The following is a 26616-nucleotide window of genomic DNA, read 5'->3' as shown; positions in this document are numbered from 1 at the left end:
AGATTGAAGACGTGACCCATGGCTTTGTGATGACCAACCATGGCGTGAGCATGGAAATCAGCCCGCAGCAGACGTCCTCGATCACCTTTGTCGCCGACAAGCCGGGGTTGCACTGGTATTACTGCAGCTGGTTCTGTCATGCGTTGCACATGGAAATGGTCGGCCGAATGCTCGTCGAGAAGGCTTGAGCGGCTGGGCGTATCAGGGCCGCGAAAAGGTGAACGCAGTGTTCAGACCCCTGGCAAATGACTCACTACACGGCACGGCACTTTTGGTATTGGTGTTTCTATCGGCATTCGCCCAGGCGTCGCCACGGCCCATCACCGAGCTGCCCCTGCAACCCGATGGCGATCACCACTGGAAGCTGCCGGCCGGAGAGTACCAAGGGCAGTTCAGTGTCGATCAGCCGATGCAGATCGATTGCGAGAAAGGTGCGGTCATCAATGCGCAGGGGCAGGGCAACGCTCTGTTCATCAGCGCCCCCGACGTGCGGATCGAGGGCTGCACATTGGTCGACTGGGGGCGGGACATGACGGCTATGAACGCAGCGATTTTCATCGGTCCCAAAGCCCAGGGGGCGGTGATACGCGACAACCGCATGAAAGGGCCAGGTTTCGGCATCTGGGTGGACAGCACCCACGACGTCAGCCTGATTGACAATGACATCGAAGGCGACCCGAGCATTCGCTCCCAGGATCGCGGCAATGGGATTCATCTGTTTGCCGTGCACGGCGCCCAGGTGATCGGTAATCACGTGCGACAGACCCGCGACGGGATCTACATCGACACCTCGAACCGCAACTTGCTGCAGGGCAATACCCTGGAAGACCTGCGCTACGGCGTGCATTACATGTACGCCAACGACAACCAGTTGCTCGGCAACACCACCCGCCGTACACGCACCGGCTATGCCTTGATGCAGAGCCGCAAGTTGACGGTGATTGGCAACCGTTCCGAGCAGGACGAGAGCTATGGCATCCTGATGAACTACATTACCTATTCCGAGCTTCGCGACAACGTCGTCAGCGACGTGCGCAGCGGTTCCGCCGATGGCGGTATGGTCAGCGGTGCCGAGGGTAAGGCGCTGTTCATCTACAACTCGCTGTTCAATGTCATTGAACACAATCACTTCGAGCGCAGCGCCGTGGGTATTCACCTTACCGCTGGCTCCGAAGACAACCGGATCGCCGACAACGCCTTCGTCGACAATCAGCAGCAAGTCAAATACGTCGCCACCCGCTTACAGGAATGGTCAGCCGAGGGGCGGGGCAATTACTGGAGCGATTACCTGGGCTGGGATCGCAATAACGATGCGGTGGGCGACGTGATCTACGAACCCAACGACAACGTCGACCGTCTGCTGTGGCTGTACCCACAGGTCCATCTGTTGATGAATAGCCCGAGCATTCAATTACTGCGTTGGGTTCAGAGCAGTTTCCCCGTGACGAAATCGCCGGGGGTCAAAGACAGTTACCCGTTGATGAACCTTCCGGCGATGCCTCAGACACAGCGGCCGACCTTATGAACGCCGTCGAGATCGAAGGGGTAAGCCAGCGTTACGCAAGCATGACCGTGTTGCACGATCTGACACTGAGTCTGGGAGAAGGCGAGGTGTTGGGACTGTTTGGCCACAATGGTGCGGGCAAAACCACGGTGATGAAACTGATCCTTGGCTTGCTTAATGCCAGCGCTGGTCAGGTGCGCGTACTCGGTTGCCGACCCGCACAAGCCGACGTGCGTCGCCAACTCGGTTACCTGCCGGAAAACGTGACGTTCTACCCGCAACTCAGTGGCCGCGAAACCCTTCGGTATTTCGCCCGCCTCAAGGGAGCCGCACTGACGCAAGCGGACGAATTGCTCGACCAGGTCGGGCTTACGGGGGCCGCAGACCGACGGGTGAAAACCTATTCCAAGGGCATGCGCCAGCGGCTGGGCCTGGCTCAGGCGGTGCTCGGCCAGCCGCGTCTGCTGCTGTTGGACGAACCCACTGTCGGGCTGGACCCGATCGCTACCCAGGATCTTTACCTGTTGATCGACCGTCTGCGCCAACAGGGCGCGAGCATCATCCTTTGCTCCCATGTGCTGGCAGGCGTCGAAGCGCATATCAACCGTGCGGCAATCTTGGCCAATGGCTGCTTACAGGCGATCGGGAGTCTGTCCAGACTGCGTGAAGACGCCGACTTGCCGGCGCGGATCCGGGCCAGTGGTCTTTGCCGACGCGAGCAGTGGTTGCAGCGCTGGAATGCCGCCGGGCACACCGCCACGGCCATGGGCGGCAACGGGGTCGAGGTGATGGCTGTCAATGGCCACAAAGTTGATCTGCTACGCCAGTTGTTCCACGAGGATCAACCGCAGGATATCGAGATACTGCAACCGTCCCTCGAAGACCTCTACGGCTATTACATGAGTCGTGCGACCACCGGCACAGAAGGTATTCATCCATGATGCAGATCTGGAATATCGCAGGTAAGGAATTCAGTGACGGGCTGCGCAATCGCTGGCTGCTGGCAATCAGTCTGTTGTTCGCCATTCTGGCGGTGGGTATCGCCTGGCTCGGCGCGGCGGCGTCCGGGCAAGTGGGTTTCACTTCCATCCCGGCAACCATCGCCAGTCTGGCCAGCCTGGCGACGTTCCTGATGCCGCTGATTGCGCTGCTGCTGGCCTACGATGCCATCGTTGGCGAGGACGAGGGCGGCACGCTGATGCTATTGCTGACCTATCCGCTGGGCCGTGGCCAAATCCTGCTGGGCAAGTTTGTCGGTCATGGTCTGATCCTGGCCCTGGCCACACTGATCGGGTTTGGCTGTGCCGCCGTGGCCATTGCCTTGCTGGTCGATGATGTCGATGTGGGAATGCTGCTCTGGGCGTTCGGCCGCTTCATGGTGTCTTCCACGCTGCTGGGCTGGGTATTCCTGGCCCTGGCCTACGTGCTGAGCAGCAAGGCCAGCGAAAAATCCAGCGCAGCCGGGATGGCCTTGGGCGTGTGGTTTCTCTTCGTGCTGGTATTCGACCTGGCGCTGCTGGCGTTGCTTGTGCTCAGTAAAGGCACGTTCAACCCGGATCTATTGCCGTGGTTGCTGCTGCTCAACCCGACCGACATTTATCGCTTGATCAACCTCTCCGGTTTCGAAGGCAGCGGTAATGCCGTCGGCCTTATGGCATTGAGCAGCGATTTACCGGTGCCGGCTTCGTTGCTATGGCTCTGTTTGCTGCTCTGGGTAGGGGTTTCGCTGCTGTTGGCTTATTGGATGTTTCGCGGTCGGCTGACTTGATTTTTTTACGCTCGGGACAATTGATATGAACACTCTGTACCTGGCCGGGGCCCGTGTCCTGGTCGTCATCATTACTTGTTTGGGGTTAGCGGCGTGCAACGATCGCGCAGAGGAAAAGCCAACCCTTGGGCCCGTGGCCTTCCATCAAAGTGACGAATGTCATGTCTGTGGGATGGTCATCGCCGACTTTCCGGGCCCCAAAGGTCAGGTCGTGGAAAAAGGCACGGTCAAGAAGTTCTGCTCCACCGCGGAAATGCTCGGGTGGTGGCTTCAACCGGAGAATCACCACACGGATGCGAAATTGTATGTGCACGACATGGGGAAAAGTGCCTGGGAGAAACCCGACGACCATTATCTGATTGACGCAACCAAAGCCTACTATGTCGTCGGCACTCGGCTTAAAGGTTCCATGGGTGTTGTTCTGGCGTCATTTTCCGAGGAGGCCACCGCACGCAAACTGGCCAGTGAGCAGGGCGGCAGGGTGTTGCGTTTTGAGGAAATCGATCTGACGCTTTTACAGCAAACCCCGACGATGTAGCCGAGCGACCCGTTTCGCAGAAGAGAGCGGGCTCGCTTCTGCGGTGTGGGTGTTTTTTATTTGGGCAATCTTACTTCAGCGTCAGGATCCAGTCGGCCAAGGTCTTTGCTTCTTCGTCGGTCACCTGGTTGGCCGGCATTGCTATTGGCCCCCATTTGCCTGTACTGCCTTCTTTGATGCTCTTGGTCAGCGTGGTGGATGCATCGGCTTGGCCGGCGTACTTGGCGGCAACTTCCTTGTAGCTTGGACCGACCATTTTGGCGTCGATCATATGGCAGCCCACGCAAGCTTTGCTCTTGAAGAGCGCCTCGCCATCAACGGCTTGAGCTGACTGCAAAGTCAGCGCGGCACCCAAGGCCAGCAGTGGAACAAGAATACTTTTCATCAGTGTCTCCTCAGACAAAGAAGCAGATTCGAATGACCCGCCCCGGTTTATCCAACAGGCATCGTGTTGAATATTATGAAGTTTGAATTTGTCGTTCAGGCAAAACTCATCACTGCACAGTTGATTATTTTAGTCGGTCATCGGTTTTGTTGAAAAACAGGTGTGCTGCTTTTGTTGGAGGATTGATTTTCAGTAAACGTTCACTTTATTAGCACGCATGGGGAAGCGCGATGCTAATGATCGAGCGTAAAGTTATTGGCTCTTTGTTGATTGGGTTGCATTCAGGGAACCGGTCGCTAACGTAATCGGTCGCTTTTCGGGCTGAAATACTGTCTGAATTGATCAGGTATTAATAATATAGCGGGCTGAATTTAATGATTTAAATAGTAGTTTGGGAGTTGTTGATTTAACCATTGGAGAACTAATTAGTTGACTTAATCCGGGTGTTAGATGGGGCCAACAATCAGCTCGTACATCCCAATGCTTGCTTGCCTGGTCGATACGCTGACGGAGGGCAATCTTTTTAATCCAGCATTTTCAATCAGGAGATCATCATGACCCATGATCGAAAAAGTACTGTACACCGCCAAAGTTCACACCTCGGGTGGGCGGGATGGCGCATCACGCAGCGATGATGGACGTCTCCATTGACATCACGCTGTACTGGCTAACGAATAGCGGCGCCTCCGCAGCAAGGCTCTACTGGGAGAACAGGGGGCGAAGCCCGCTTTCTTCGGTCGCACAGAAGACCACCGAGATTTCGCTGCCGGTGGCCGTCACCGTGCTTCCAGAGGATGTCTACTGCCCCAGAAACATGGGCCCGGCGCGCCTATACCAACCTGATCTACTTCCACCAGGCCCACAAGGGCGGCCACTGCGCGGCTTGGGAACAGCCGCAGCTCTTTACCGAGGAACTTCGCGCGGCGTTCCGATCGATGCGCTAAGTCGCAAGGCGCGCACTTGCGGTTTTCACTCGCGTGGCCGAAAAGCGGCCACTTACAAACCATCGCCCAACACCTTGAGGTACTCGGGACTCTCGGATATCGAATTGTGCCCCGTTCCCGGTATGACCCTCAGCGACGCCACCCCGTTGGCGAAATGCGTGAAGAGCCGCTCGGTGCTGGTACGCGGTATCACTTCGTCGTGCTCAGCGGCGATCAAGAGCGTCGGCACCGTGATGTGGGCGGCGTACTTCCAGGATTCAAAGGTGTCCTTGAGCAACCACTTCACCGGGAAAATGGGGAACTGCCGGGCGGCGAGTTCTTCAAGGCTGTTGTAGGGCGTGATCAGCACCAGACGCGCCGCCGGGCGTTGGCTGGCGAGGCGCACCGCGACGCCCGAGCCCAGGCTGCGACCGACAACCGTAATGTGTGGATGGGTGGCGTAGACCTGGTCAAACAAGGTCATGGCGTCGCGCGAAATCATCTCCTCGGAGGGCGATCCGGAACTGCCACCGTAGCTTCTGTAGTGAAGCAAGTAGAGGGCGTGATTGGCAAAGGCTTTGGAAAACGAAGGCAGGCTCCGGGAGACGTCCTCGGCATTTCCACCGAAATAGAGCAACGCTTTGGGCCCCTCGTGCGGTCTGACGGATACCAGCACCTGCGCGTCGGCGACCGACAGCGTGAGCAACGTTGCCGATGTGCCGACAGCGCGGGGTTGCGGGAAGTAGATGAGGGTGCGTTGGAAGATGAACAGCGCAGCGCACAGCACCAGATACACCGCGGCAATGATGACGACGAGGGACACCAGTGTTCGTGACATTCGGCTAACTTTAGTGGGTGGCATTGGCGGCTCTGGCCGGAAGACGGCTATCGCTTGATCGCTGTCAGAGTGTAGTAGACCGATAGCAGGCAATTCCATGAGCCACACTGATGGGTACACGCGTCGCAGAATACTCACGCTGGTTGCCGGTGTTTCGGCGGTTTTCACCTTCGATCCGGCCTTTGCAGCATCCACGCCGTCGACGGAAACAGGAGGCAAGAACATGCTGACCCGGGCCATTCCATCCAGCGACGAGCCATTACCGATCGTCGGGCTGGGGACGTATCGCGGCTTTGATGTCGAGCCTTCAAGTCCCGCCTACAAGCAGCTGCCAGCTGTTCTCCGTGCGCTGTTCGAGAAGGGCGGGACGGTGATCGACGGTTCGCCCATGTACGGTCGCGCCGAACAGACGACCGGTGAACTGCTGTCGATTCATGAGCCGCGCTCGCCAGCCTTTCTGGCCACCAAAGTGTGGACCCGTGGCCGCGAAGAAGGCATCGCGCAGATGGAACAGTCTTTCAAATTGTTGCAGACCGACCGTATCGACCTGATGCAGATTCACAACCTGCTGGACTGGAAAACCCATTTGCCCACGCTGCGCAAATGGAAAGAAGAAGGGCGCATTCGCTACATCGGCATCACCCATTACACGGCGTCGGCGTATGACGAGGTGGAAGCGGTGCTCAAGGCTGAGCCGTTGGACTTTTTGCAGATCAATTATGCACTGGACGATCGCGGTGTCGAGAAACGCATCCTGCCGCTGTGTCGTGAGCGGGGCGTGGCGGTGATCTGCAATCGGCCATTCGGCGGCGGTGATTTGCTCGCCCGCTTGAAGGGCAAGCCATTGCCGCGCTGGGCCGCGGATGTGAGGGTCAATAGCTGGCCGCAACTGGCGTTAAAGTTCCTGCTGTCTCATTCGGCGGTGACTTGCGTCATCCCCGGGACCGGCAACCCGCGTTACATGGCGGAAAATGCCGGTGCGGGGTTCGGCCCGATGCTGACGGGGGCGCAACGCGAGCAGTTGATTGACGTGGTGGGGTAGGCGCGTTGCGCTGGCGAGCGTGGTCGTGGATGACCGGGAATTTGCCGATCGGCCATAGCGCTTGCAGCGCTGCTCTGTCTGCATCGTTCGCGAGATCGATGATCCGCTTTTCGAATTCAACAGCGTTTTCGTAGAGCGCGATGAGCACTTTGTGGCAGAACGATGACAGCGGATTGTAGTAAAGCGTCAGCGACATCTTCAGAGCTGTATTACTTGAACGAATAGAGCGCGAGCGCCTGGGAGCCCAAGACTCCCAGGCAGCTTGATGCGATCAGCGCCGATCCAGCCACACCGTCTGGGCATTGCAGAATTCGCGCACACCGAAATGCGACAGCTCACGGCCAAAGCCACTTTTCTTCACGCCGCCGAAGGTGACACGCGGGTCGGATGCGCAATAACCATTGATGAACACGCCACCGGTTTCCAACTCACCGGCCATCTGTTGGGCAAGCTCGACGTTGCGTGTGTAAAGGGTTGAGGCGAGGCCGAATTCACTGTCATTCGCCAGTTCCAGTGCATGCGCTGCATCTCGCGCCGTGATGATCGACGCCACCGGGCCAAACAGTTCCTGTTTGAACGAGGTCATCTGGTCAGTGACATCACTGAAGACCGTAGGCTCGTAAAAGTTGCCGGGGCCTTCAGCCTTCTTCCCGCCCATCAACAACGTCGCGCCTTCTTCCAGGGTGTCGCGCACTTGTTGATCGAGTTCATCACGCAGATCAAAGCGGGCCATGGGGCCGATGTAGGTGTCGGTGGCCAGTGGATCGCCGACCACCAGTTTGCGCGTGGCGTCGACGAACTTGCGCGTGAACTCCTCGACAATGCCTTGCTCGACAATCAGGCGTTTGGCGGCCGCGCAGACTTGCCCGGTGTTTTGGTAACGACCAATCACGGCGGCTTTGACCGCTTCGTCGAGGTCGGCATCGTTGAGCACAATGAAGGGGTCGGAGCCACCCAGTTCCAGTACACACTTCTTCAGCGCCGCACCGGCTTGAGCGCCGATGGCCATGCCGGCTCGCACGCTGCCGGTGAGGGTCACCGCCGCGATGCGTGGATCGGCGATTGCGGTGGAGACGCCGTCCGGCGTGACATTGATGACCTCGAACACACCTTCGGGAAAGTCGGCGCGATTGAAGGCTTCCCGCAACAGATAAGCGCTGCCCATCACGTTTGGCGCATGTTTGAGCACGTAGGTGTTGCCGGCGATCAGCGCTGGAACGGCGCCGCGCAGGACCTGCCAGATCGGGAAATTCCACGGCATGACGGCGAAAATCGGACCGAGCGGGCGATATTCAATGCGCGCTTTTCCACCTTCAACCAGCGTCGGTTCAGCGCTCAGCATGGCGGGGCCGTGCTCGGCATACCACTCGCAGAGCTGCGCACACTTTTCGATTTCGCCGCGCGCCTGAGTGATCGGCTTGCCCATCTCCAGGGTGATCATGTTCGCCATTGCTGCGGCGTTGTCGCGCAATGCCTGAGCCAGGGCGATCAACAGCTGCGAGCGTTGGTCAACCGGTTTGCTGCGCCAGACGCGGAACCCGGCAGCGGCGCGGGCAAGGGCGGCGTCCAGTGCCGATGCGGATTCGAAAGGGTAGTGGCCGATCTGCTCGCCGTTGACGGGGTTGATCGAAATGGCATGGGTAAGGCTGGAAACTTGGGTCATGGCACCGTCCTGCGAGGTGGGAGTGCGCTCAGGTTACGGTGGTGTTTGTTTTCTGGAAACTGAATAATACTGAGCATATCGTTCACGTTTGGAGAATGACTTGGATCTGGTTCAGCTCGAAATTTTCAAAGCCGTCGCCGAGCACGGCAGCATCAGCGCGGCCGCTCAGCACATCCACCGGGTGCCCTCGAACCTGACGACGCGGATCAAGCAGCTGGAGCTGGATCTGGGCGTTGACCTGTTTATCCGCGAGAAGAGCCGCCTGCGTTTGTCGCCGGCCGGCTGGAGTTTCCTGGACTATGCACGGCGCATCCTCGATCTGGTCCAGGAGGCCCGCGCCACCGTGGCGGGCGAAGAACCGCAGGGATCGTTTCCCTTAGGGTCACTGGAGAGCACCGCTGCGGTGCGTATCCCTGAGCTGCTGGCCGCCTATAACCAGAAGCACGCCAAGGTCGAGCTGGACCTGTCCACCGGCCCCTCGGGGACCATGATCGACGGGGTGTTGTCTGGCCGACTGGCGGCAGCGTTTGTCGATGGACCGGTTCTGCACCCGGCACTGGAAGGCGTGCCGGCGTTTGAGGAAGAAATGGTGGTGATCGCACCGCTCAACCATTCCCCGATCCATCGCGCGGGGGATGTTAATGGTGAAAACATCTATGCCTTCCGCTCCAATTGCTCCTACCGCCACCACTTCGAAAGCTGGTTCGCCAAGGACGCGGCGGTGCCCGGCAAGATTTTCGAAATGGAGTCCTATCACGGCATGCTGGCGTGCGTCAGCGCCGGTGCAGGCTTGGCGCTGATGCCCCGCAGCATGCTCGACAGCATGCCCGGATGCACCACGGTGAGCGTCTGGCCGTTGTCGGAATCGTTCCGCTATTTGCACACATGGTTGGTGTGGCGCCGGGGGACGGTCTCACAAAGTCTGACCATGTTTGTGCGCTTGCTTGAAGAGCGCGGGGTGGTGCGGGATGAGGCGTTGCGCTAGTTCGCGCGCGAAAATGTCCAGATTCGCTAGCAGGCTCAATCCCTGACCTATACGCAATACATCACCATCGTTGCGCTCTGGGAGGAAGACAATCAGACCGTCGGCAGCCTGGGCGAAAAGCTGTTTCTCGAATCGAACACGCTCACCCCGATCCTGAAGAAGCTGGAAGCGATGGGCTTTTTGCAAAGGCAGCGCGATCCCGAAGACGAGCGCCAGGTACGGATCAGTTTGACGAAGAACGGTCGACAGCTGCGCGAAGGCCAACCGAAAATGGGCCTCTCCGACGCGACGGGCCTCACGCTCGACGAGTTCACCAACATGCAGCAGGCGATCGTGAAGCTGCGCAACAATCTCATCAAGTCGACGAAAGCCGGGGAGGTATTGGGCTGCGTGAATTCGCTCCGGGCTGGCAAGGGGGTGGCCGATGCCGAGCCGCGGGTGATCGACCAGGCGCCTTCGATCGTGCGGGTCGATGCGGCGGGTGGTTTCTCCCAGTTGGCGTTCCAGGCGGGTCTGCCACTGCTGGAGGAGAAAACCCGGGCAAACGGGATTGCGGCGTTAGCAATCAATCGCTGTGTGCATTTTTCCGCCCTGTGGGTCGAGATAGAGCAGCTGACCGCTGCCGGTCTGGTGGCGCTGGCGTGTAATCCCAGCCATGCCTGGGTCGCGCCGGCGGGAGGCAGTCAGCCGGTGTTCGGGACTAATCCCATCGCCCTCGATCCGCGGCGCTTTCTTGGCGAGGGCACCGAGCAGCACTTGGCCCGTGCCGAAGTGATGTTCCAGAGCATACAAGGGCAGGGCGCGCGCTTGCCGTCGCAACGGCGTTACGAGGCGCGAGCACGCAGTCTGGTGGAAGGCATGCAGATTCCCGAAGCCTTGTACAACGACTTGAAGGCACTGCTGGATTAAAGTGAAAACGGGCGCCAGTGGCGCCCGTTTGGCTTTACAGCGGTTGGCAATGGCTGTTGCCGTCGACCAGACGAGCGATGCCCAGCGGATTGGCGTTTTTCAGCGCCTCGGGCAAGAGCGCATCCGGGCAATTCTGGTAGCACACCGGGCGCAGGAAACGCTCGATGGCCAGGCTGCCGACCGAGGTGCCACGGGCATCGGAGGTGGCCGGGTAGGGTCCGCCATGCACCATCGCATCGCAGACTTCGACGCCCGTCGGGTAGCCGTTGAACAGTACCCGGCCGACTTTCTGTTCGAGCAGCGAGAGCAGCTCGCCATGGGTTTTCAGGTCACCGGCTTCGGCAATCAGCGTGGCCGTGAGTTGACCGTGCAAGCGCTGCAATGCTCGTTGCAGTTCAGCCTTGTCGGCTACTTCCACCAGCACCGTGGCGGGGCCGAACACTTCTTCCTGCAGCAGCGGGTCGCCGTTGAGCAGCAGGCTGACGTCGGCCTTGAACAGCTGCGGCTGGGCCTGCTTGCCCTGTTGTTCGCGGCCGGCCAGGTGGGTGATTTGCGGATGCGCGCGCAAGGCCTGCACGCCCTTGGCGTAGCTGGTTAATGTGCCGGCGTTGAGCATGGTTTGCCCCGGCTGTTCAGACATGACTGCGCTGAGCGTTTCAATGAATGCGTTGAACTGAGGGGAGCGAGTACCGATCACCAATCCGGGGTTGGTGCAGAACTGGCCACAGCCGAGCACCACTGACGCGGCAAGTTCGCGGGCGATTTTCTCGCCCCGCAACTTCAGGGCTTCGGGCAACACCAGCACCGGATTGATGCTGCTCATTTCGGCAAATACCGGAATCGGTTGTGGCCGCGCGGCGGCCATGTCGCAGAGGGCGCGACCGCCCTTGAGCGAGCCGGTAAAACCCACTGCCTGGATCGCCGGATGCTTGACCAGCGTTTCACCGACCCCCGCGCCGTAGATCATGTTGAACACGCCTTTGGGCATGCCGGTGTGCTCGGCGGCGCGAAGGATCGCATCGGCCACAAGCTCGGCAGTCACCATATGCCCGCTGTGGGCCTTGAACACCACCGGGCAACCGGCGGCCAGGGCAGCTGCGGTATCGCCACCGGCGGTAGAAAACGCCAGCGGGAAATTGCTCGCGCCAAACACCGCGACCGGGCCGACACCGATCCGGTACTGACGCAGATCGACCCGTGGCAGCGGCTGACGCTCGGGCATGGCCCGGTCGATGCGTGCACCGTAGAAATCGCCACGGCGCAGGACTTGGGCGAACAGGCGCATCTGACCACTGGTGCGACCGCGCTCACCCTGAATGCGCCCGGTCGGCAGCGCCGTCTCGCGGGTTACCAGGGTGACGAACTCATCGTCCAGCGCATCGAGTTGCGCGGCGATGGCCTCGAGAAACTCCGCGCGCCGGCTCGCCGGCAAGTTGCGGAAGGCCGGGTAGGCTGCCGCGGCGGCCTGGGCAGCGGCGTCGACTTCTTCAACGGTGGCTTGCATGAACGACCAGGGCAGCGCTTCACCGGTGCTGGCGTCATGGCTTTGCACGGTGATGTTGCCGGCGGCGCTGCGCGCACCGCCGATGTAGTGGTGGCCGATGATGTGGGGCATGAAAAAACTCCTGTCGGAATGTGAGGCCAAATACGTTGCCAGACTGCAGCGCATGACCCGTAGCAGCTGCCGAAGGCTGCGTTCGGCGGCGAAGCCGTCGTAAAACCGCAACGCGGTGTCTCAGTCACACCGTGTCGCCAGTATTGACGACCGCTACGCGCTCGAACGCAGCCTGCGGCAGCTGCTACAGGTCGCGTATTGAGTCCCGAAGGTGTGGTTGCGCGGGAGATGCTGTGAGGATTGGGCATGCTGACGTTTCCTGTAGAGGCGCAAAGACAGGCAGCCGGGCCGGGTCCTCCAAGACCCACCCGGCAATCACTCAGAGACCGACGTCCGGCAGCTCCGGACGATTGGCCAAGGCCTTGGCCATGATCTGCTCGACGAAGACGCGATCGGCTTCCGGCAGGGCCAGACGGGGTGGACGGGTCAGTGCGCTGCCGCGACCGGCGATGGCTTCGCACAGCTTGATGCACTGCACCAGATCGGCACGGGCGTCGAGGTGCAGGATCGGCATCAGCCATTCGTAGATCGGCATGGCTTCGGCGAAGCGACCGGCCTTGGCCAGACGGAAGATGGTTTCACCTTCTTTCGGGAACACGTTGGACATGCCCGAGACCCAGCCTTCGGCGCCTACTGCGATGCTTTCCAGCACCACGTCGTCGAGACCGGCGAACAGCACAAAGCGGTCACCGACTTCATTGCGCACGTCGATGAAACGCCGGGTGTCGCCGGATGAATCCTTGAAGCACACCACGTTGTCGCAGTCGGCCAGGGAAATCAGGATGTCCGGGGTGACGTCGTTTTTGTAGATCGGCGGGTTGTTGTAAACCATCAGCGGGACATCGGCATTCTTGGCCACGTAGCGGTAGTGCTCGGCGGTCTCGAACGGCTTGGAGCCGTAGACCAGCGCCGGCATCAGCATGACCCCGTCGACACCCACCCGGCGCACGGCGTTGGCGACCTTGGCCGCTTGCACGCTGGTGAATTCGGCCACACCGCAGATCACTGGTACGCGGCCGCGGGAGGCGTCGACCGCGACTTCGGTCACGGCGATTTTTTCTTCGGCGGTCAACGAGGTGTTTTCCCCCACCGAACCGCACACCACCAGGCCCGACACGCCGTCACGGATCACGTTGGAAATCACCTGGTGGGTTTTTTCCAGGTTGATGGTGAAGTCATCGTTGAATTGAGTGGTCACCGCGGGGAAGACGCCACTCCAGTTAATGCGCTTGCTCATTGTTGCCTCCGGTTGAGTAATTGTATTTCGTATACGATATTGCAAGTGACAGCACTCGGCCAATACTTTTTTCAGTTACGTAGGTTTTTTTGCCAGCCGTTTATCAGCGTTTTTAGCGATGGTTTGTAAGGCTGTGATCAGGCCCCAGGCCAGGTGTCAGACAGTCGATAGCCTTGCGGCCAGGGATCGCTAGGGTCGAGCAGCAATTGGTGGGTGCCGGTGATCCAGGCCCGTCCGGAAATGCATGGGTAGATCGCCGGGCGTCCCGCCACTTCGGTCAGGGAGTCGATGCGGCAGTGGAACTCGGAGCCGATGATCGAACGGCCGATAAAACGCTCGCCCACCTGCATCAAGCCCTTGGCCTGCAGCACCGCCATACGCGCCGAGCAGCCGGTGCCGGTCGGTGAACGGTCGATCTTGCCGGGTTGAATCACCACCGCGTTGGCCCCGGTGGCGATGCCATTTTCAACGACGATGGGCGCGGCAATCTGGCAGAAAGAAATATGCGACCACTCAGGGTTCAGCGGATGGACGAAGCCCAATTGTTCGTTGGCCGCGCGGGTGATTTTCAGCCCGACTTCGACCAGTTCAGCCGCCTCATCAGGACGAATGGAGAAGCCCAGGCGCTTGGCGTCGGCGATCACAAAACTGTCGCCGCCGTACGCGGTGTCGACCTGCAATGAGCCGAGGCCTTCGACTTCGATCCAGGCATCGAGGCGGTCAGCGAAGGAGGGCACGTTCTTGATTTCCACCCGTTCGACCTTGCCGTCACGGCAGTCGGCAACCGCTTCGATCAACCCGCCCGGTGCTTCGAGCACCAGCCGGGTTTGTGGTTCGGTCATCGGCAGGATGCCGCTGTCGAGCAACACGGTGGCCACGCACAGCGAGTTGGAGCCGGACATCGGTGGTGTGTCGGCCGGCTCCATAATGATCCAGGCCATCTTCGCCCGAGGATCCTTGGCCGGTACCAGCAGGTTGACGTGGCGAAACACCCCGCCGCGAGGTTCGTTGAGGACGAAGTTGCGTAAGGTCTGATCCTTGGCAATCCAGCGCGATTGTTCCCACACGGTGGCCCCGGGCGGTGGCGCGACGCCGCCAACGATCACGTCGCCGACTTCACCTTCGGCGTGGCAGCTGACTACATGGATGACTTTCGATGAGCGCATTGTCTGCTCCTATTTGACCGACTTGAGGAAGGCCGCAGTCTCCGCATGCACCGGATTACCAATAACCTGATCCGGCGCGCCGATCTCGTGCACCAGGCCATTGCGAAAGAACGCCACGCGGTCGGACACATCGCGGGCGAAGCGGATTTCGTGGGTCACCAGGACCATGGTCATGCCGTCTTCGGCAAGCATGCGCATGGTGTCCAGCACCTCGCCCACCAATTGCGGATCGAGGGCTGAAGTGGCTTCGTCGAACAGCATGTAGTCCGGCGACATGGCCAGGGCACGGGCGATCGCCATGCGCTGTTGCTGGCCGCCGGAGAGCTTGCCGGGAAACGCTTTGAGCTTGTCACCCAGACCGACGTGGGTCAGTTGTTTCACCGCCAGTTCCTCGGCGTCGCACTTGCTCTTGCCCAGCACTTTGCGTGGCGCCAGCATCACGTTTTCCAGCACGGTCAGGTGCGGGAACGCGTTCCATTGCTGGAAGACGATGCCGATCTTCTGCCGCAGGCGATTGAGGTCGGTGGCGCTGTGGTGGACCTCCACACCGTCGACGCGGATGTTGCCTTTCTGGATCGGTTCCAGGCCGTTGATGCACATCAGCAGGGTCGACTTGCCCGAGCCGGAGCCGCCGATGATCGACACCACCTCGCCCTTGCTCACCGTCAGGTTGACGCCCTTGACCACTTCGAGGTCGCCGAAAGATTTGTGTACGTTGTCGATCTCAATCATTTTCTTGCCACCTTCTTTCCAGACGAGCGCCGAGGCGAGCGACCACCAGGCTCATGACGTAGTAGATGAGGCCCGCGATGCACAGCACCAGCAGCGGTTCCTGAATGCGGGTCACGATGGTTTGCGAAGCGCGCAGCAGTTCGACGATGCCGATCCACATCACCAGCGCGGTGTCTTTCATCACGCTGAGTACCAGGTTCAGCCAGCCGGGAAAGGCCACCCGGGTGGCCATCGGCAGGACAATCCAGCGCAGGTCCTGCAGGAAACTCAGGCCCAGCGAACGACTGGCCCGACGCAGGGTGAACGGCACCGAAAGCACCCCACTGCGCACGATCTCGGTGAAGTACGCGGCGGCGTAGACCCCGAGCACAATGCAGCCAACGCTAAAGGCGCTGATGTTCAAACCGACGATGCTCTTGAGCGAGTTAAACAAGACAAACTGGATCAGCAGCGGCACGCTACGAAACACGTCCAGCACCCAGGCCAGTGGCAGGCTGGCACGCGGCAACAGCGCCCGCAGCAAACCGAACAGCATCCCGGCGAAGGAGCCGAGGATGATCGACCAGAACGTCAGTTGCAGCGTGACCCAGGCGCCGTTGAGCAGGAATAGCAGGTCATTCCCGGAAAAACTGGTGGTCAACATGGTCACCTCCTCAGTAACGGAACAGCCGCCAGGCCATCAGCCGGGCGACGGCGACGATTGCCTTGGCAATCAGGTAATACAGCGCCGCGGCGATGGCGAAGTATTCGAAGGTGCGGAACGTCTTGACGTTGTAATCCTGGGTCACGCCGGTGAGGTCATTGTTCAGCCCGACGATCACCCCCAGCGACGTCATCAGCACCGCCCAGACCATCTGGTTACTCAACGGGTAGAACACGATCCGCAACAGCTGCGGAACGATGATCATCCGGTAGGCCTGGAAGGCACTCATGCCCAGCGAACGCGCGGCGCGCACTTGTGTGCCGGGCACAGCCTTGAGGCCGCCGCGAAAGTTTTCCGCCAGGTAACCGGCGTTGTTGAAGGTGATCCCGGCCAGCAGCGCGAACCATGAGCTGACATGCAAATCCAGCGAGCCGAGGCCGAAGTAGAGGACGTAGATCTGGAACAGCGACGGGGTGTTGCGGGCGATCGACACCCAGCCGTTGCCGATGCCGCGCAACAACGGTTGTTTGGTTTCGCGCATCACCGTCAGGGCCAGGGCGATCAGCACGCCGAAAATCATCGACAGTGCAGCGGTCTCGAAGGTGACCCAGGCGCCGGCCAGCATGTCCGGCAGGGCGCGCAGGGTCGCGCGCCATTGGAAGGTGTAATCAAACATGCGCGTGGCTCTCCAGAGAGGCGGCCGATTGCAGCCAGGCCGGCAAACGACCGCTGGCCGTGGCGCTGCAGGCGGCGTCGACGCATTCGGCGAGGTTGGCGAAGTGCACCTTGCGGCCCACCAGGCCGGGTGCGTAATGGGCGTACTTGCCCGAGTTGGTCATCAAGGTTTTGGCGGCCAGCGGGATCACCGGTTCGCCGAGCATGCACCAGCAGGTATCGGTGACCAGGGTCGCGCCGAAGGCTTCGATCACCGCGATATGTCCGGCCTCACGGGCCAGCTCCAGCACCGTGCGACCGCAGGTAATGGCGAGCACGACCTCGGGATGTTTGTGTCGACCCCGACACAGCCGCGCCAGATGCGCGAATTCGCTAAGAGAGAAATGCGGGTTGCCCAGCGAAACTACATCCACCCGGTTGTCGCGGGCACTGTTGAGCTCACGCCAGCTGAGCAGCAACTCCTTCAGGCGGATTTTTTCCACCGGCACATCGGCATCCGCCTCCAACACCTGCGTCGGGTCGAGTGCTTCCGGCGTCACCCCGGCGATATGAAACAGCGGCGCGGCGGAGGTGGTGGCGAAAGCAGCGCCGAAGGCTTTCAGGTCATCCAGGCTTGGCGTGCTGTGTTCCAGCCCCAGCACCAGCGGAATCCGGCTGCCGGCCAGGGCACCGATGTGGTAACCGAGCAGGGGGTAGAAGGCATCATCCAACTCGCGCAAAACCGGTAATTCGATTTGCAGTCTCGCTTTACGTTGCGCGTCCAGATGGCAGCCGATCAGGGGCGCGCGGCCGGTCAGGGCGATGCAGATATCCAGGTAGTCTGGGTATTTCAGGGTGCGTGCGCCGAGCACGCTGTTGGCATAAACCACGGCGTTGGATTCGGCCCAGACGATTTGCTCGCCGGCCTTCGGCGCGCTGTCGAGCAGGTAGGGCGCGCAGGTAAAACTCAGCTGTGCACCCATCGCCATGTACGCATCGCCCAAAGCGCTGGCCGGCACACCGAGTGCCGGATCAATGCCCAACTCGCGCCAACGGCGCTGGTCGACGGAAATCGAATTGAGCGTGGTCGGCACCCGTACTTTTGCTCCCCACAGCACCAGTTGTTCGGCGAAGCGCAGGCTCGCAGGTCCCGTATAGATGCAACCGTCGATGTGTGCCTGGGTGACATCCACCAGGTTGCGCGCACCTTGCAATTGCGCCATGCGCAGGACGATCTGCATGGCCACCTGGGCAGCCTTGCCATGCTCGCCGTCGAGCAGCGCCTGATCGTGTTCGGTGAGTTCGATAGAGGTGCTTTTTTCTGCTGTCTGCAACGGACTGTCGAGTGCCTGCCAGGCATCACCGGGCAGGCGTTCGAACACGGTCACCGTTGAAGCTTCGACCCGAGCAAAGGTCTTGCCGCGCAAGGTGGCGAAGGCCTCCCGGCCGATGCACAGCACCGGCAGGGAACGCTCGAAAAGGGTCTGTGCCACGAGCACGCCCAGGGTCAGGATCTCATCGGGTTCGGCCAGCACCAGTGCGGCCGGCGCATGACCGTTGCTGATCAATTCCATCAGCACACTGCTGCCGGTGCACGAGCCGCGGCCGCTGGGAATGGCCAGCACCCGGCCGGCCAGGTATTCGCCGCTCAGCGGGTGGTGGCGGTCGATGACCTCGCCGCTGTACGGGTCGACCCCGCCCCAGAAACTCAAGGCCACATCGGCAAACAGCAGGGCGCCTTGTGCGGCGCCGGCGACCAGGCTGCGACCGGTCAGAGAGGTTGGCCTAGGCATGCCGGACACCTCAGTAATAGACCTTAGGCACGGTCAGGTCGGCGGGTGAAATCTCGGTGCCGACCCATTTGGTGAACAGCTCGTTGTAACGGCCACTGCGCACCTGCTGGTTGACGAACAGATTGAGGTAGTTGAGCAGACCATACTCGTTGCGCTTGGCGCCCAGGGACACGTAGTCAATGGTGTAAGGCGCGTTACCGGCGATTTTCAGGTTCTTGTATTTGCCCGACTTGATCGTGGCGGCGGCCACGGTGTTGGTGACCACGGTGGCGTCGATGTGGCCTTGGGCGACTGCCAGCAGCGTGTCGTTCTGCGACTGATAGGCGCGGAAGGTGCCGGTGCCCCAGCTCTTCACGTCTTTTTCCAGAGCGATGGCTTCATAGGTGCCGCTGGTGTTGCCCAGGGCTTTGCCTTTGATATCGGCGAAGCTGTTGATGCCGGTGTTGTCGCGGGTCAGCACCACCATCTGGAAGGCGAAGTACGGCACGGTAAGGCCGACGGTCTTGGCCCGTTCGAGCGTGTCGGACGTGGAGGCGACGATCACGTCGGCGCGCCCCGAGACCAGCGCTGGAATTCGATCGGGGAACGGCGTTTCAACCACTTCAGCCTCGACCCCGAGGATTTTCGCCAGGTCGCGGCAATAGTCCACGTCGAAACCGGCCGGGTTGTTGCCTTCATCGCGAAAACCCATGGGCGGGAAGTCCAGGGTCACGGCGCAACGCAGCTTGCCCGAACCAATAATCTCGTCGAGCTTGTCGGCCTGGGCGGTGGCGATGAAGGAAGTACTGAGAATAGCGCTGAGGGCTACGGCAAATGCGGGGTTTTTCATAGAGGCCTCGTGGTCGGAAAGTGCTGTTAGATAGCGTATTGAGAATTTCGTATACGATATTAGATTAGCAATGAGTGTGCCTGTTTCCGAACAGCGGCGAGAATTATTCGCCAAGCCTTGAGTTAAACGTCCTGCAAGAGGGTGGGAATAAGGCGCAGGAGAAGAGCGCCTCGATGACCTGTATCCGGCGGTGTTACAGAAGGGAGCAGCGGGGACGCCGGGCGCCCCTTAAAGGAACACTCGCCCGGGTTCAGCGACGGCTTTCGCGATACTGACTCGGTGCCAGACTGGTCAAGGCGCGGAACTGTCGGCTGAAGGCACTGTGATCGGTGTAACCGCAGCGCAGGGCGATCTCGGTGATGGGCAGGTCAGTGTGCAGCAACAGCCGCGAGCCTTCTTCCAGACGCGCCTTATGAATCATCTGCCGTGGGGTGAGTTGGAACACGCGTTTGCAGTGGCGCTCCAGTTGCGCCACGGAAAGCCCGGCGATCGCAGTCAGTTCGGCGAGGCTAATGGGCCGGGCGAAATGGCTGCGGATATGCGCGTCCACCGCCGCGAGTTTCTGAAAGGCCGGATGGCTGGACTGTGGCAGTTGCAGGTCGCGGGAGATGCCGGCCAAGCCGACCACATGACCCTGCAGGTCGCGCAGCGCGAGTTTGTGGGTCAGGCACCAGACCGGCTGGTTGCCATAATACAGGTGCAGTTCGAGTTGGTCAGCCAGCTCGCGGCCGGTGGACAGCACCCGCCGATCCTGCTCGGTATACAGCGGGCCGAAGCGCTCGGGAAAGACCCTGTCGGCGGTGCGCCCGAGCAACTCGTCAGTGTGTTTGAAGCCGCAGCGCCGGGCCAGGGTCTGGTTGACGAAGGCGTAGCGGGCCTCGCTGTCCTTAATGAAAAACACCACGTCCGACAGGGTATCGAGCAACGCCGCGATCGGCTGCAGACTGCTTAGCAGGGTCGGCAGGTCGCAGGGTTTGAAGGTAGTGAGCGAGGCATACATGGCGCTGGGCGTCTGGTGGCAATGCCCCGGATCATAGAGACTCGGCAGCGGACTCGAAAGCCCCGGGCCGGCATTCAGGCCGGTGGGGTGTCGTCCAGGCACAACAAAGTCTCGATCCGCGCCGGACTGAAGGGCGGGCGTGGTGCCGAAGGTTGCCAGCCGAACAGGTGCTGCAATGCGCCGCCACACACCCGGCCTTGGCACGCGCCCATGCCGCAACGGCTGGCCAACTTTGCCCCGCGCCAGTCAACGTGCCCGGCAAGCAGCCCGTAAGGCACGTCTTCACAACGGCACACCAGGGTGTCGGGTTGCGCCAGCGACTTGAGTTGCGGGTCGAGGGTGAATGCCTTGCTCAGGGCGTTGGCGAAACCCTGCCAGCGCGTCCGACGAGGCCACAATGCTCGGGCCGAATCAACGTCACCGACCGCGGCATGTCCCGCGATCGACCCTTCGACCAACGCCAGTTCACTGCCGCCGAAACCGGTGCATTCACCCGCCGCGAAGTGGTCGGCGCGGCTGCTGGTCTGCCAGGTATCGACCGCGAGCGCCTGGCCGTCGAGGTCGCAGCCCAGGGCCTGGCCGAGTTGGGTGTTGGGGATCAGACCGAAACCGCAGGCCAGGCGATCACATTCCAATTCGACGATTTTTCCTTGCTGTTGCAGGCGCACACCTTCCAACCGCCCATTGCCCAGGGCGGCCAGTACATGGGTGCCGGTACGGTAATGGTGGTCGAACAACGTGACCGACTGCATCAGTTTGTTGGGCCAGAGAGGCAGTCGAGCGGCGAATCTGGCGACGGCGACTGTGGAGGCCTGTTCGGCGATGCGCAGCACTTGGGCGCCGTTATGTTTTGCGGTGGCGGCGCTGGCGAGCAATAACGGTCCGCTGCCAGCAATCACAACGCGCTCGTCCTGCACTGGCAGGCCGCCCTTGATCAGTGCCTGGAGGCCGCCGACCCCCGTCACGCCGGGCAGCGTCCAGCCGGGGAAGGGCAGGAGTAACTCGCGGGCGCCGGTACACAGAATCAGTTTGTCGTAACTGATCAACCAGCCATGATCGGGGTTTTCTACCAGCAGCTGTTTCGGTCCGGCGCAGGCGATCACCCGAGTGCCGGAGTGGCGGCAGATGTTGCTGCACGCCTCGAGTCGCTCGCGCATCTGACGCGCCGGGTTCGGCAGGTTGGCCTGAGGCCCGTCACGCCAGATTTGCCCACCCGGCAATGGGTTGTCGTCGAGCAGGACGATGCGTGCACCGCTTGGCGCCGCTGCGAGCGCGGCGGCCATGCCGGCGGGGCCGGCACCGATGATCAGCAGGTCGGCGTATTCGGTCATGCTTGAGTCTCCACGTGCATGCCGTCACGGCAGAGCGTTTGGCAGGCCAGACGCCGGCGACCGTCGATGGTCACCCGGCATTCCTGGCAAATGCCCATGCCACACAGCGGGGCGCGACGTTGGCCACTGACCGATGTGCGAGTGCAACCGTCGCCACTCAGGGCCAGTGCAGCGGCGACGCTGGTGCCCTCGGCAACCCGCAGGGCACGTCCGTCCAGCATCAATTCAGGCATAAACGGGCTCTCCGAGAAAACGTTGCGGCAGATACGGTTGCGCGGCCAGCGGCGGCACTTCGTCGAACAATTGCGCGACCAGCAGGTCGGCGGTGCCGGGGGCGGTCGTCACGCCGAGGCCCTCGTGACCGACCGCCAGCCATAAGCCTTTGCGTCGCGGGTGCTGACCCACCAGCGGCAGGCCGTCGGGGCTGGCGGCGCGAAAACCGGTCCAGGCGCGGATGCCGTTGAGCTGAGCCAGCCCCGGCATGTACTCGGTGGCGCGTCTGAGCATTTTCGCCAGCATCCAGCCCTCGACCTGTGGGTCGGTGGTGCCAAATTGTCGCGAGGCGCCGATGAACAACTGTCCGGTCGGCCGGGGCTGGATATTGCAAGCCGTTGAAGGACCGCTGGCGTTGTGGGCACTGGTGACGTAACCGAGTTCCACCAGGGTATGGGTGACCTTGCCGGGGTAGCGGTCGGTGATCAGCAAGTGGCCTTTCTTCGGCTCGATCGGCAATTCGGGGCAGAGCGCGCTGGCCTGGATGCCGTTGGCCAGAATCACTGCTTCGGCGCTTAGCCAGTGGCCGTCGTCGAGCCGCACGCGGTTGCCGTCGACTTCGCTGACCCGTGCCCGGCGTTGGCTGATGTTCGGTGTGTCGAGCATCCAATTGGCCGTCGCCGGGGCATAAAGAATGCCGTCGCCATTGATCAGCAGGCCGCCTTCCAGACCCTCGCGCAATTGCGGTTCGCGCTGGCGCAAGTCGCTGCGGGTGATCAATTCGCAGGCCACGCCTAGGGCCTGCAAATTCAGGTATTTGCGGTGGGCGACGGCCATTTCTTCGGCATTGGCCGCCAGCCAGAGCGTGCCGTTGCGGCGATACGCGCAGCCATCGGGAAGGGCCGGCGCCAGTTCGCGCCAGCGTTGCAGGGAATATTGACTGAGGGCCAGTTCGGCCGGATTGTCATCGAGGACCAGCAAGTGGCCCATGCCCGCTGCCGTAGCGCCCGGCAGGCCTGCGTCCAGCACCAGCACGCGCAAGCCGCGACCCGCCAGCGCCTGGGCACAGGCAGCGCCGATGATGCCGGCGCCGATCACGATCACATCGGCCACCCGGCCCTCGCTCACGGGCGAATGCCCCAAGCGAACGGGTCGTCCTGTTCAATGATCAGGCTGGTTTCGGCACTGATAAAGGCGCGGCCGCGAATGGTCGGCACGATACGCTCGCCCTGAAGCTCATAGGAACCCTCGAACTCGCTGCCGATGACACTGGCCTGACGCCAGATCTGTCCCGGCTGCAATTTGTCGTCGGCCGCCAGGCACGCCAGTTTGGCACTGGTGCCGGTACCACAGGGCGAGCGGTCGTAGGCCTTGCCGGGGCAGAGGACGAAGTTGCGGCTGTCAGCCTGCTCGTCATCGGCGAACAGCTCGACATGGTCGATCAAGCCGCCGTCTTCGCCGCGGATCCCCTGAACTTCCAGTGCTTGCTGCACGGCGAAGGTGTAGGCGGTCAGCGCCTCAAGGTTGTCGCCGGCAATGTCCAGGCCATGTTCGGCGATCAGGAAGAACCAGTTACCGCCCCAGGCAATATCGCCGACCACCTGGCCGACACCCGGCACCTGCAGCGCTAGCGCTTTGCGATAACGGTACGCCGGCACATTGCGTACGCTGACCGAATGGTCTTCGTGCAGCGTCGCCTGCACCGTGCCGACCGGGGTTTCGATGCTGTGCACGCCAGGGCCGATTTTACCCAAGTGCGCCAGCGAGGCCACCAGGCCAATGGTGCCGTGGCCGCACATGCCGAGGTAACCGCTGTTGTTGAAGAAAATCACACCGGCACAGGCGGACGGGTCCACCGGCTCACAGAGCAGGGCGCCGACCAACACGTCACTGCCCCGTGGTTCGAGCACGCAGGCAGCGCGCCAGTGGTCATGCTGTTCGGCCAGCCGCTGTCGACGTTCGGCCATGCTGCCGCTGCCCAGGTCAGGAAAACCGGCGGTCACCAGGCGGGTCGGTTCGCCGCCGGTGTGGGAGTCGATCACGGTGATGCGTTTCATGGGAGGGCCACGTCCGTTCAGATGAGTGAACGCAAGAGTGGCTGGTGCGGGGGCTTGCCGGCTTGATGGTTTTATCCAGTGCCGATGACGAAATCGGCACAGACGTTTGAGCGGTCAGTGGCTGTGAGGCAGGTGTTCGAACAGGGTCTTGCAGACGCCGGCAATGTGCTCGTCGAGCAGCTTCACCGCGAGGTCCACGTCACCGGCGCGACAGGCCGCAAGGATTTCCCGGTGTTCGTGGTCGGCGCGATCCTTGCCGGCCGAAAGGCTCATCTGCATGCGCAGGTAGCGCTCCAGCTTGTCGTTGACCGAGCGGATCAGGCTGACCAGAAACGGTCGCTGCGCCGGTTCATAGAGGCAGGCGTGCAATTCCCAGTTGAGCTCGGCCCAGCGCCCCACGTCATCTTCGCCGATGAACTCCTGGCAGATGCGTTCGGCGCGAGCGAAGGTGTCTTCGGTCATGTTGGGAATGGCCAGGCGCAGCACCTTGTCTTCGAGCAGCATGCGCACTTCAAACATCTGCGCCAGTTCCGCATCGGAAACCCGCGTGACCATCGCCCCGCGATTGCGCTGGAACATCACCAGGCCTTCGGCCTCCAGGCGCTTGAGGGCTTCGCGCACCGGAATCTTGCTGACGTTGAACTGGCGGGCGATGTCGTCCTGGCGAATCGGCTCGTCCTCGGCGAAATGCCCGGCGACGATGGCGTCACGCAGATGACGGGTGATGATTTCCGACGTCGAAGGCGAATTGCCAAGGTCGGGAGCGTTGAGTTTAGTCAGGGCCACGGTCGTGATCGTTCGCAATGATTTGCAGATAGGGTATACGAATTTTCCTTGGGTGTTCCTTCGTCGATGACCAGGATCTCCAGCCACTGCAATATCTTCCCGATCCCATTGCAACTGCTACGCTACGTTCTGGCAGCGCTTGAGTCGTTCATGGCCATCGAGGTGGCGGGCGACAGGCGGTTACCTGCAAGGAGGCAGGCTGTGGTGATCAAGCACATTGGCAATGCAAGTGCAGACATCGTTCCCGAGCCTCTCGCTCGGGAAGAGGTGGGGCGGGTGCTCGCGCTGTTATTGGCCAGCCCGCTGTTCGCCAAGTCCAGGCGGATGAGCAGCTTGCTGCGCTTTATGGTCGAGCACGACCTTCAGTTCTCGGACATCCCCCTTACCGAGCACGCCATCGGCATCGCGGTGTTTCGCCGTGATCCGGCGGTCTACTGCACCGGCGATGATCCGGTAGTGCGGGTGCAGATAGGCCGATTGCGGCGCAAGCTCGCCAGTCATTACGCCACGATTGGCCAACAGGATCCGGTGCGTCTAAGCATCCCGGCCGGTTGTTATCGGCTGGCGTACCAGCGACTCAGACTCAAAGGCATCGCTATTCGCCATCCTGTCCTGCAACTCCAGCCGTTTACCTGCATCACCCGCGACGGCGACGACTTTACCCGGGGCTTGTGCGAAGAGTTGAGCTGCAGGCTGTTCGAGTCGTTTGAACAGACGCAAACCCGCGCCAGTCATGTGCTGATGAAGGTGCCGCGAAGCAGCGTGAAAACACTGGCCCAGGGGCGGACGGGGCGAGGCAGCTATTCGCTGGAAGGCAGCGTGCGGGTGGAGCCGGCTCGTGTCCGGGCCTCGGTACGCCTGATTGATGTCGCTCAGGGTCGCATTCGCTGGTCAGAGCAGTTTGATCGCAATCGACCGTATGGCATCGCCACTCAGGAAGATCTGGCCGAGTCCATCTGTCAGTCGTTGACGGGGTATTTCGCCCGGGGTGACAGTGACGATTGATGAGCAGAGGGGCAACCGCAAGGTTGCCCCTGGATGCTGGCGTTACACGACAGTCCAGCTACCGCCAGAGTAGAGGCGGGTCGCACTGTTATCGAAGGTCAGGTCCACTTCGACCGCTTGGGACCGCGAGGTGCTGAACATGGTGCTGGTCTGCACGTTCTGTTCGAACCACACCAGAATGGTCTCGACGGGGGTTAGTACGGTCTGGCCGGTGACTACTTGTGCCGAGGCCACGTAGATGGCCGTGCTGATCTGCTTGCCATCGATGCCCGTGGACAATTGGCTGATGCCGGGGTGGATCGCACCGTAGTTGTTCACCAGGGTGATGGAAGTGTCGGGGCCACCACTTGTCGCCGAACCCAGCAGGCCGGCATTGTCGAGTATCGACTGTTGGCCCAGCCCGATATTGACGATATTGGTCGACACATCTACCTGCACGTTGGCCTGGAAAGAGTTGGCGCCGAACAACTGATACTGGGGCGTCCAGCTGAAAGTACTGTTGCTCAGGTACTGGACGTAAGACTGCCAGACCACGTTGTAGGCTTCATTGCCGACCTTCTTGGCAAAGCACAGCTTGTAGCCTGATTGTTTGAGCAGGGTCAGATCACCGGTGGCGATCTGGATCTTGACCGACTTTTGGGTGGCCGCCAGGGTCGACGTCAGCACCTTGCTGTAGTCAGTGGTTTTCAGGGCCGTTGGGGCGACGTTCTGGAACGACTTGAATGCCTCTTGCACGTCTTTGTGCAGTTGCTGGCTTTGTTTGCTTACTGCGTTTGACTGACTCATGGTTTCCCTCTTCCTTGGTTGAGTGTTGGGCAATCAATGGGCAGCGGGCTTCGAATCCGACCAGCGATCGGCTGCACCCGTGACGTTCTTCCGTGCCTCCCGTTGGGAGGCGGGCGGTGCCGATGATGTGTCACGACCCTGTACGCACATTGACGGCTTTACGGTAGGCGGGTCGCGCAGCGCGGCGAAGTGTCTTGGCGTTACAGTCAGGAAG

The 26616-nt window shown here is 61.1% G+C and carries 27 protein-coding genes and 2 pseudogenes; 10 read left to right on the top strand and 19 right to left on the bottom strand.

What is annotated here, in order from left to right:
- The 5 genes from QK293_RS25415 to QK293_RS25395 form a co-directional block, all read left to right on the top strand.
- Window positions 1-188, top strand: a 188-nt coding sequence (locus QK293_RS25415; RefSeq protein WP_282382514.1) for a hypothetical protein, incomplete at its 5' end; no start/stop codon positions are given.
- An 83-nt stretch (window positions 189-271) separates the two neighbouring features.
- Window positions 272-1525 carry a nitrous oxide reductase family maturation protein NosD gene (locus tag QK293_RS25410; protein WP_282382522.1) on the top strand — a complete coding sequence of 418 codons (1254 nt, stop codon included), beginning with the start codon at window positions 272-274 and terminating at the stop codon, window positions 1523-1525.
- Window positions 1522-2445, top strand: coding sequence for an ABC transporter ATP-binding protein (locus tag QK293_RS25405; protein WP_282382511.1), 924 nt, complete (start codon window positions 1522-1524; stop codon window positions 2443-2445). The genes QK293_RS25410 and QK293_RS25405 overlap by 4 nt, the downstream gene beginning before the upstream one ends.
- On the top strand, window positions 2442-3272 hold the full coding sequence (locus tag QK293_RS25400; protein WP_282382508.1) for an ABC transporter permease subunit: 831 nt from the start codon (window positions 2442-2444) through the stop codon (window positions 3270-3272). Before QK293_RS25405 ends, QK293_RS25400 begins: the two co-directional genes overlap by 4 nt.
- A gap of 25 nt (window positions 3273-3297) precedes the next feature.
- A complete protein-coding gene (locus QK293_RS25395) occupies window positions 3298-3810 on the top strand; it encodes a nitrous oxide reductase accessory protein NosL (RefSeq protein WP_282382503.1) in 513 nt (170 codons plus the stop codon).
- Between the two features lie 70 nt (window positions 3811-3880).
- Here the strand turns inward: QK293_RS25395 and QK293_RS25390 are convergent, their stop codons facing one another.
- On the bottom strand, window positions 3881-4195 hold the full coding sequence (locus QK293_RS25390; RefSeq protein ID WP_282382501.1) for a c-type cytochrome: 315 nt from the start codon (window positions 4193-4195) through the stop codon (window positions 3881-3883).
- 561 nt (window positions 4196-4756) lie between these two features.
- Between QK293_RS25390 and QK293_RS25385 the strand changes: the two are divergent.
- A pseudogene (locus QK293_RS25385) lies at window positions 4757-4840 on the top strand (peroxiredoxin); the annotation flags it as partial.
- A 351-nt stretch (window positions 4841-5191) separates the two neighbouring features.
- On the opposite strand, the gene QK293_RS25375 reads toward QK293_RS25385, so the two are convergent.
- Window positions 5192-5980: an alpha/beta hydrolase gene (locus QK293_RS25375; RefSeq protein WP_282382498.1), complete on the bottom strand. Its 789-nt coding sequence runs from the start codon at window positions 5978-5980 to the stop codon at window positions 5192-5194.
- A 73-nt stretch (window positions 5981-6053) separates the two neighbouring features.
- Between QK293_RS25375 and QK293_RS25370 the strand changes: the two genes are divergently transcribed.
- Window positions 6054-6998, top strand: coding sequence for an aldo/keto reductase (locus tag QK293_RS25370; RefSeq protein ID WP_282382496.1), 945 nt, complete (start codon window positions 6054-6056; stop codon window positions 6996-6998).
- A gap of 4 nt (window positions 6999-7002) precedes the next feature.
- On the opposite strand, the pseudogene QK293_RS25365 reads toward QK293_RS25370, so the two are convergent.
- Both QK293_RS25365 and QK293_RS25360 read right to left on the bottom strand, forming a co-directional pair.
- Window positions 7003-7194, bottom strand: a pseudogene (locus QK293_RS25365) (glutathione S-transferase family protein); the annotation flags it as partial.
- A gap of 75 nt (window positions 7195-7269) precedes the next feature.
- Complete coding sequence (locus QK293_RS25360) at window positions 7270-8661, bottom strand: aldehyde dehydrogenase family protein (protein ID WP_282382495.1); 1392 nt, start codon at window positions 8659-8661, stop codon at window positions 7270-7272.
- A gap of 100 nt (window positions 8662-8761) precedes the next feature.
- Between QK293_RS25360 and QK293_RS25355 the strand changes: the two genes are divergently transcribed.
- Complete coding sequence (locus QK293_RS25355; protein ID WP_282382493.1) at window positions 8762-9646, top strand: LysR family transcriptional regulator; 885 nt, start codon at window positions 8762-8764, stop codon at window positions 9644-9646.
- A 42-nt stretch (window positions 9647-9688) separates the two neighbouring features.
- A complete protein-coding gene (locus tag QK293_RS25350; protein ID WP_282382521.1) occupies window positions 9689-10555 on the top strand; it encodes an Ldh family oxidoreductase in 867 nt (288 codons plus the stop codon).
- Between the two features lie 34 nt (window positions 10556-10589).
- On the opposite strand, the gene QK293_RS25345 is transcribed toward QK293_RS25350, so the two are convergent.
- The 14 genes from QK293_RS25345 to QK293_RS25280 all read right to left on the bottom strand — a co-directional run bounded on the left by QK293_RS25345 (window position 10590) and on the right by QK293_RS25280 (window position 24611).
- Window positions 10590-12170, bottom strand: a complete 1581-nt coding sequence (locus tag QK293_RS25345) for an aldehyde dehydrogenase (NADP(+)) (protein WP_282382491.1) — start codon at window positions 12168-12170, stop codon at window positions 10590-10592.
- A 319-nt stretch (window positions 12171-12489) separates the two neighbouring features.
- Window positions 12490-13407 carry a dihydrodipicolinate synthase family protein gene (locus tag QK293_RS25340; protein ID WP_030132201.1) on the bottom strand — a complete coding sequence of 306 codons (918 nt, stop codon included), beginning with the start codon at window positions 13405-13407 and terminating at the stop codon, window positions 12490-12492.
- A gap of 137 nt (window positions 13408-13544) precedes the next feature.
- A complete protein-coding gene (locus QK293_RS25335) occupies window positions 13545-14573 on the bottom strand; it encodes a proline racemase family protein (RefSeq protein ID WP_282382484.1) in 1029 nt (342 codons plus the stop codon).
- 9 nt (window positions 14574-14582) lie between these two features.
- On the bottom strand, window positions 14583-15305 hold the full coding sequence (locus tag QK293_RS25330) for an amino acid ABC transporter ATP-binding protein (protein WP_282382482.1): 723 nt from the start codon (window positions 15303-15305) through the stop codon (window positions 14583-14585).
- The gene (locus QK293_RS25325; protein WP_282382480.1) at window positions 15298-15948 is read right to left on the bottom strand and encodes an amino acid ABC transporter permease; all 651 of its coding nucleotides are present in this window, start codon (window positions 15946-15948) and stop codon (window positions 15298-15300) included. Before QK293_RS25325 ends, QK293_RS25330 begins: the two co-directional genes overlap by 8 nt.
- Window positions 15949-15958: 10 nt before the next feature.
- A complete protein-coding gene (locus QK293_RS25320; protein WP_008157202.1) occupies window positions 15959-16624 on the bottom strand; it encodes an amino acid ABC transporter permease in 666 nt (221 codons plus the stop codon).
- Window positions 16617-18395 (bottom strand): aconitase family protein, encoded by a 1779-nt coding sequence (locus tag QK293_RS25315; RefSeq protein ID WP_282382473.1) that lies wholly within the window; start codon window positions 18393-18395, stop codon window positions 16617-16619. Before QK293_RS25315 ends, QK293_RS25320 begins: the two co-directional genes overlap by 8 nt.
- A 10-nt stretch (window positions 18396-18405) precedes the next feature.
- Entirely contained in the window at window positions 18406-19224 is an 819-nt protein-coding gene (locus QK293_RS25310; RefSeq protein ID WP_282382471.1) for a transporter substrate-binding domain-containing protein, read from the bottom strand.
- A gap of 250 nt (window positions 19225-19474) precedes the next feature.
- Window positions 19475-20224, bottom strand: coding sequence for an AraC family transcriptional regulator (locus QK293_RS25305; protein ID WP_282382520.1), 750 nt, complete (start codon window positions 20222-20224; stop codon window positions 19475-19477).
- 74 nt (window positions 20225-20298) lie between these two features.
- On the bottom strand, window positions 20299-21555 hold the full coding sequence (locus QK293_RS25300; RefSeq protein ID WP_282382469.1) for an FAD/NAD(P)-binding oxidoreductase: 1257 nt from the start codon (window positions 21553-21555) through the stop codon (window positions 20299-20301).
- Window positions 21552-21788, bottom strand: coding sequence for a (2Fe-2S)-binding protein (locus tag QK293_RS25295; protein ID WP_008157207.1), 237 nt, complete (start codon window positions 21786-21788; stop codon window positions 21552-21554). Before QK293_RS25295 ends, QK293_RS25300 begins: the two co-directional genes overlap by 4 nt.
- Window positions 21781-22896, bottom strand: a complete 1116-nt coding sequence (locus QK293_RS25290) for an FAD-dependent oxidoreductase (RefSeq protein WP_282382457.1) — start codon at window positions 22894-22896, stop codon at window positions 21781-21783. The genes QK293_RS25295 and QK293_RS25290 overlap by 8 nt, the downstream gene beginning before the upstream one ends.
- Window positions 22893-23825 (bottom strand): 4-hydroxyproline epimerase, encoded by a 933-nt coding sequence (locus tag QK293_RS25285; protein ID WP_282382456.1) that lies wholly within the window; start codon window positions 23823-23825, stop codon window positions 22893-22895. The genes QK293_RS25290 and QK293_RS25285 overlap by 4 nt, the downstream gene beginning before the upstream one ends.
- Before the next feature lie 114 nt (window positions 23826-23939).
- Window positions 23940-24611 (bottom strand): GntR family transcriptional regulator, encoded by a 672-nt coding sequence (locus QK293_RS25280; protein WP_282382455.1) that lies wholly within the window; start codon window positions 24609-24611, stop codon window positions 23940-23942.
- A 201-nt stretch (window positions 24612-24812) separates the two neighbouring features.
- Here QK293_RS25280 and QK293_RS25275 point away from each other — a divergent pair, with 201 nt between their 5' ends.
- A complete protein-coding gene (locus tag QK293_RS25275) occupies window positions 24813-25616 on the top strand; it encodes a hypothetical protein (RefSeq protein ID WP_282382518.1) in 804 nt (267 codons plus the stop codon).
- A 42-nt stretch (window positions 25617-25658) separates the two neighbouring features.
- Here the strand turns inward: QK293_RS25275 and QK293_RS25270 are convergent, their stop codons facing one another.
- Window positions 25659-26402: a hypothetical protein gene (locus QK293_RS25270; RefSeq protein WP_282382453.1), complete on the bottom strand. Its 744-nt coding sequence runs from the start codon at window positions 26400-26402 to the stop codon at window positions 25659-25661.
- Window positions 26403-26616: the final 214 nt, after the last annotated feature.

The sequence above is a fragment of the Pseudomonas sp. AL03 genome, from assembly GCF_029960815.1.
Lineage (GTDB): Bacteria > Pseudomonadota > Gammaproteobacteria > Pseudomonadales > Pseudomonadaceae > Aquipseudomonas.
Note: the sequence above shows the minus strand (reverse complement) of the source record. Positions and strands in the feature narration are given on the sequence as shown.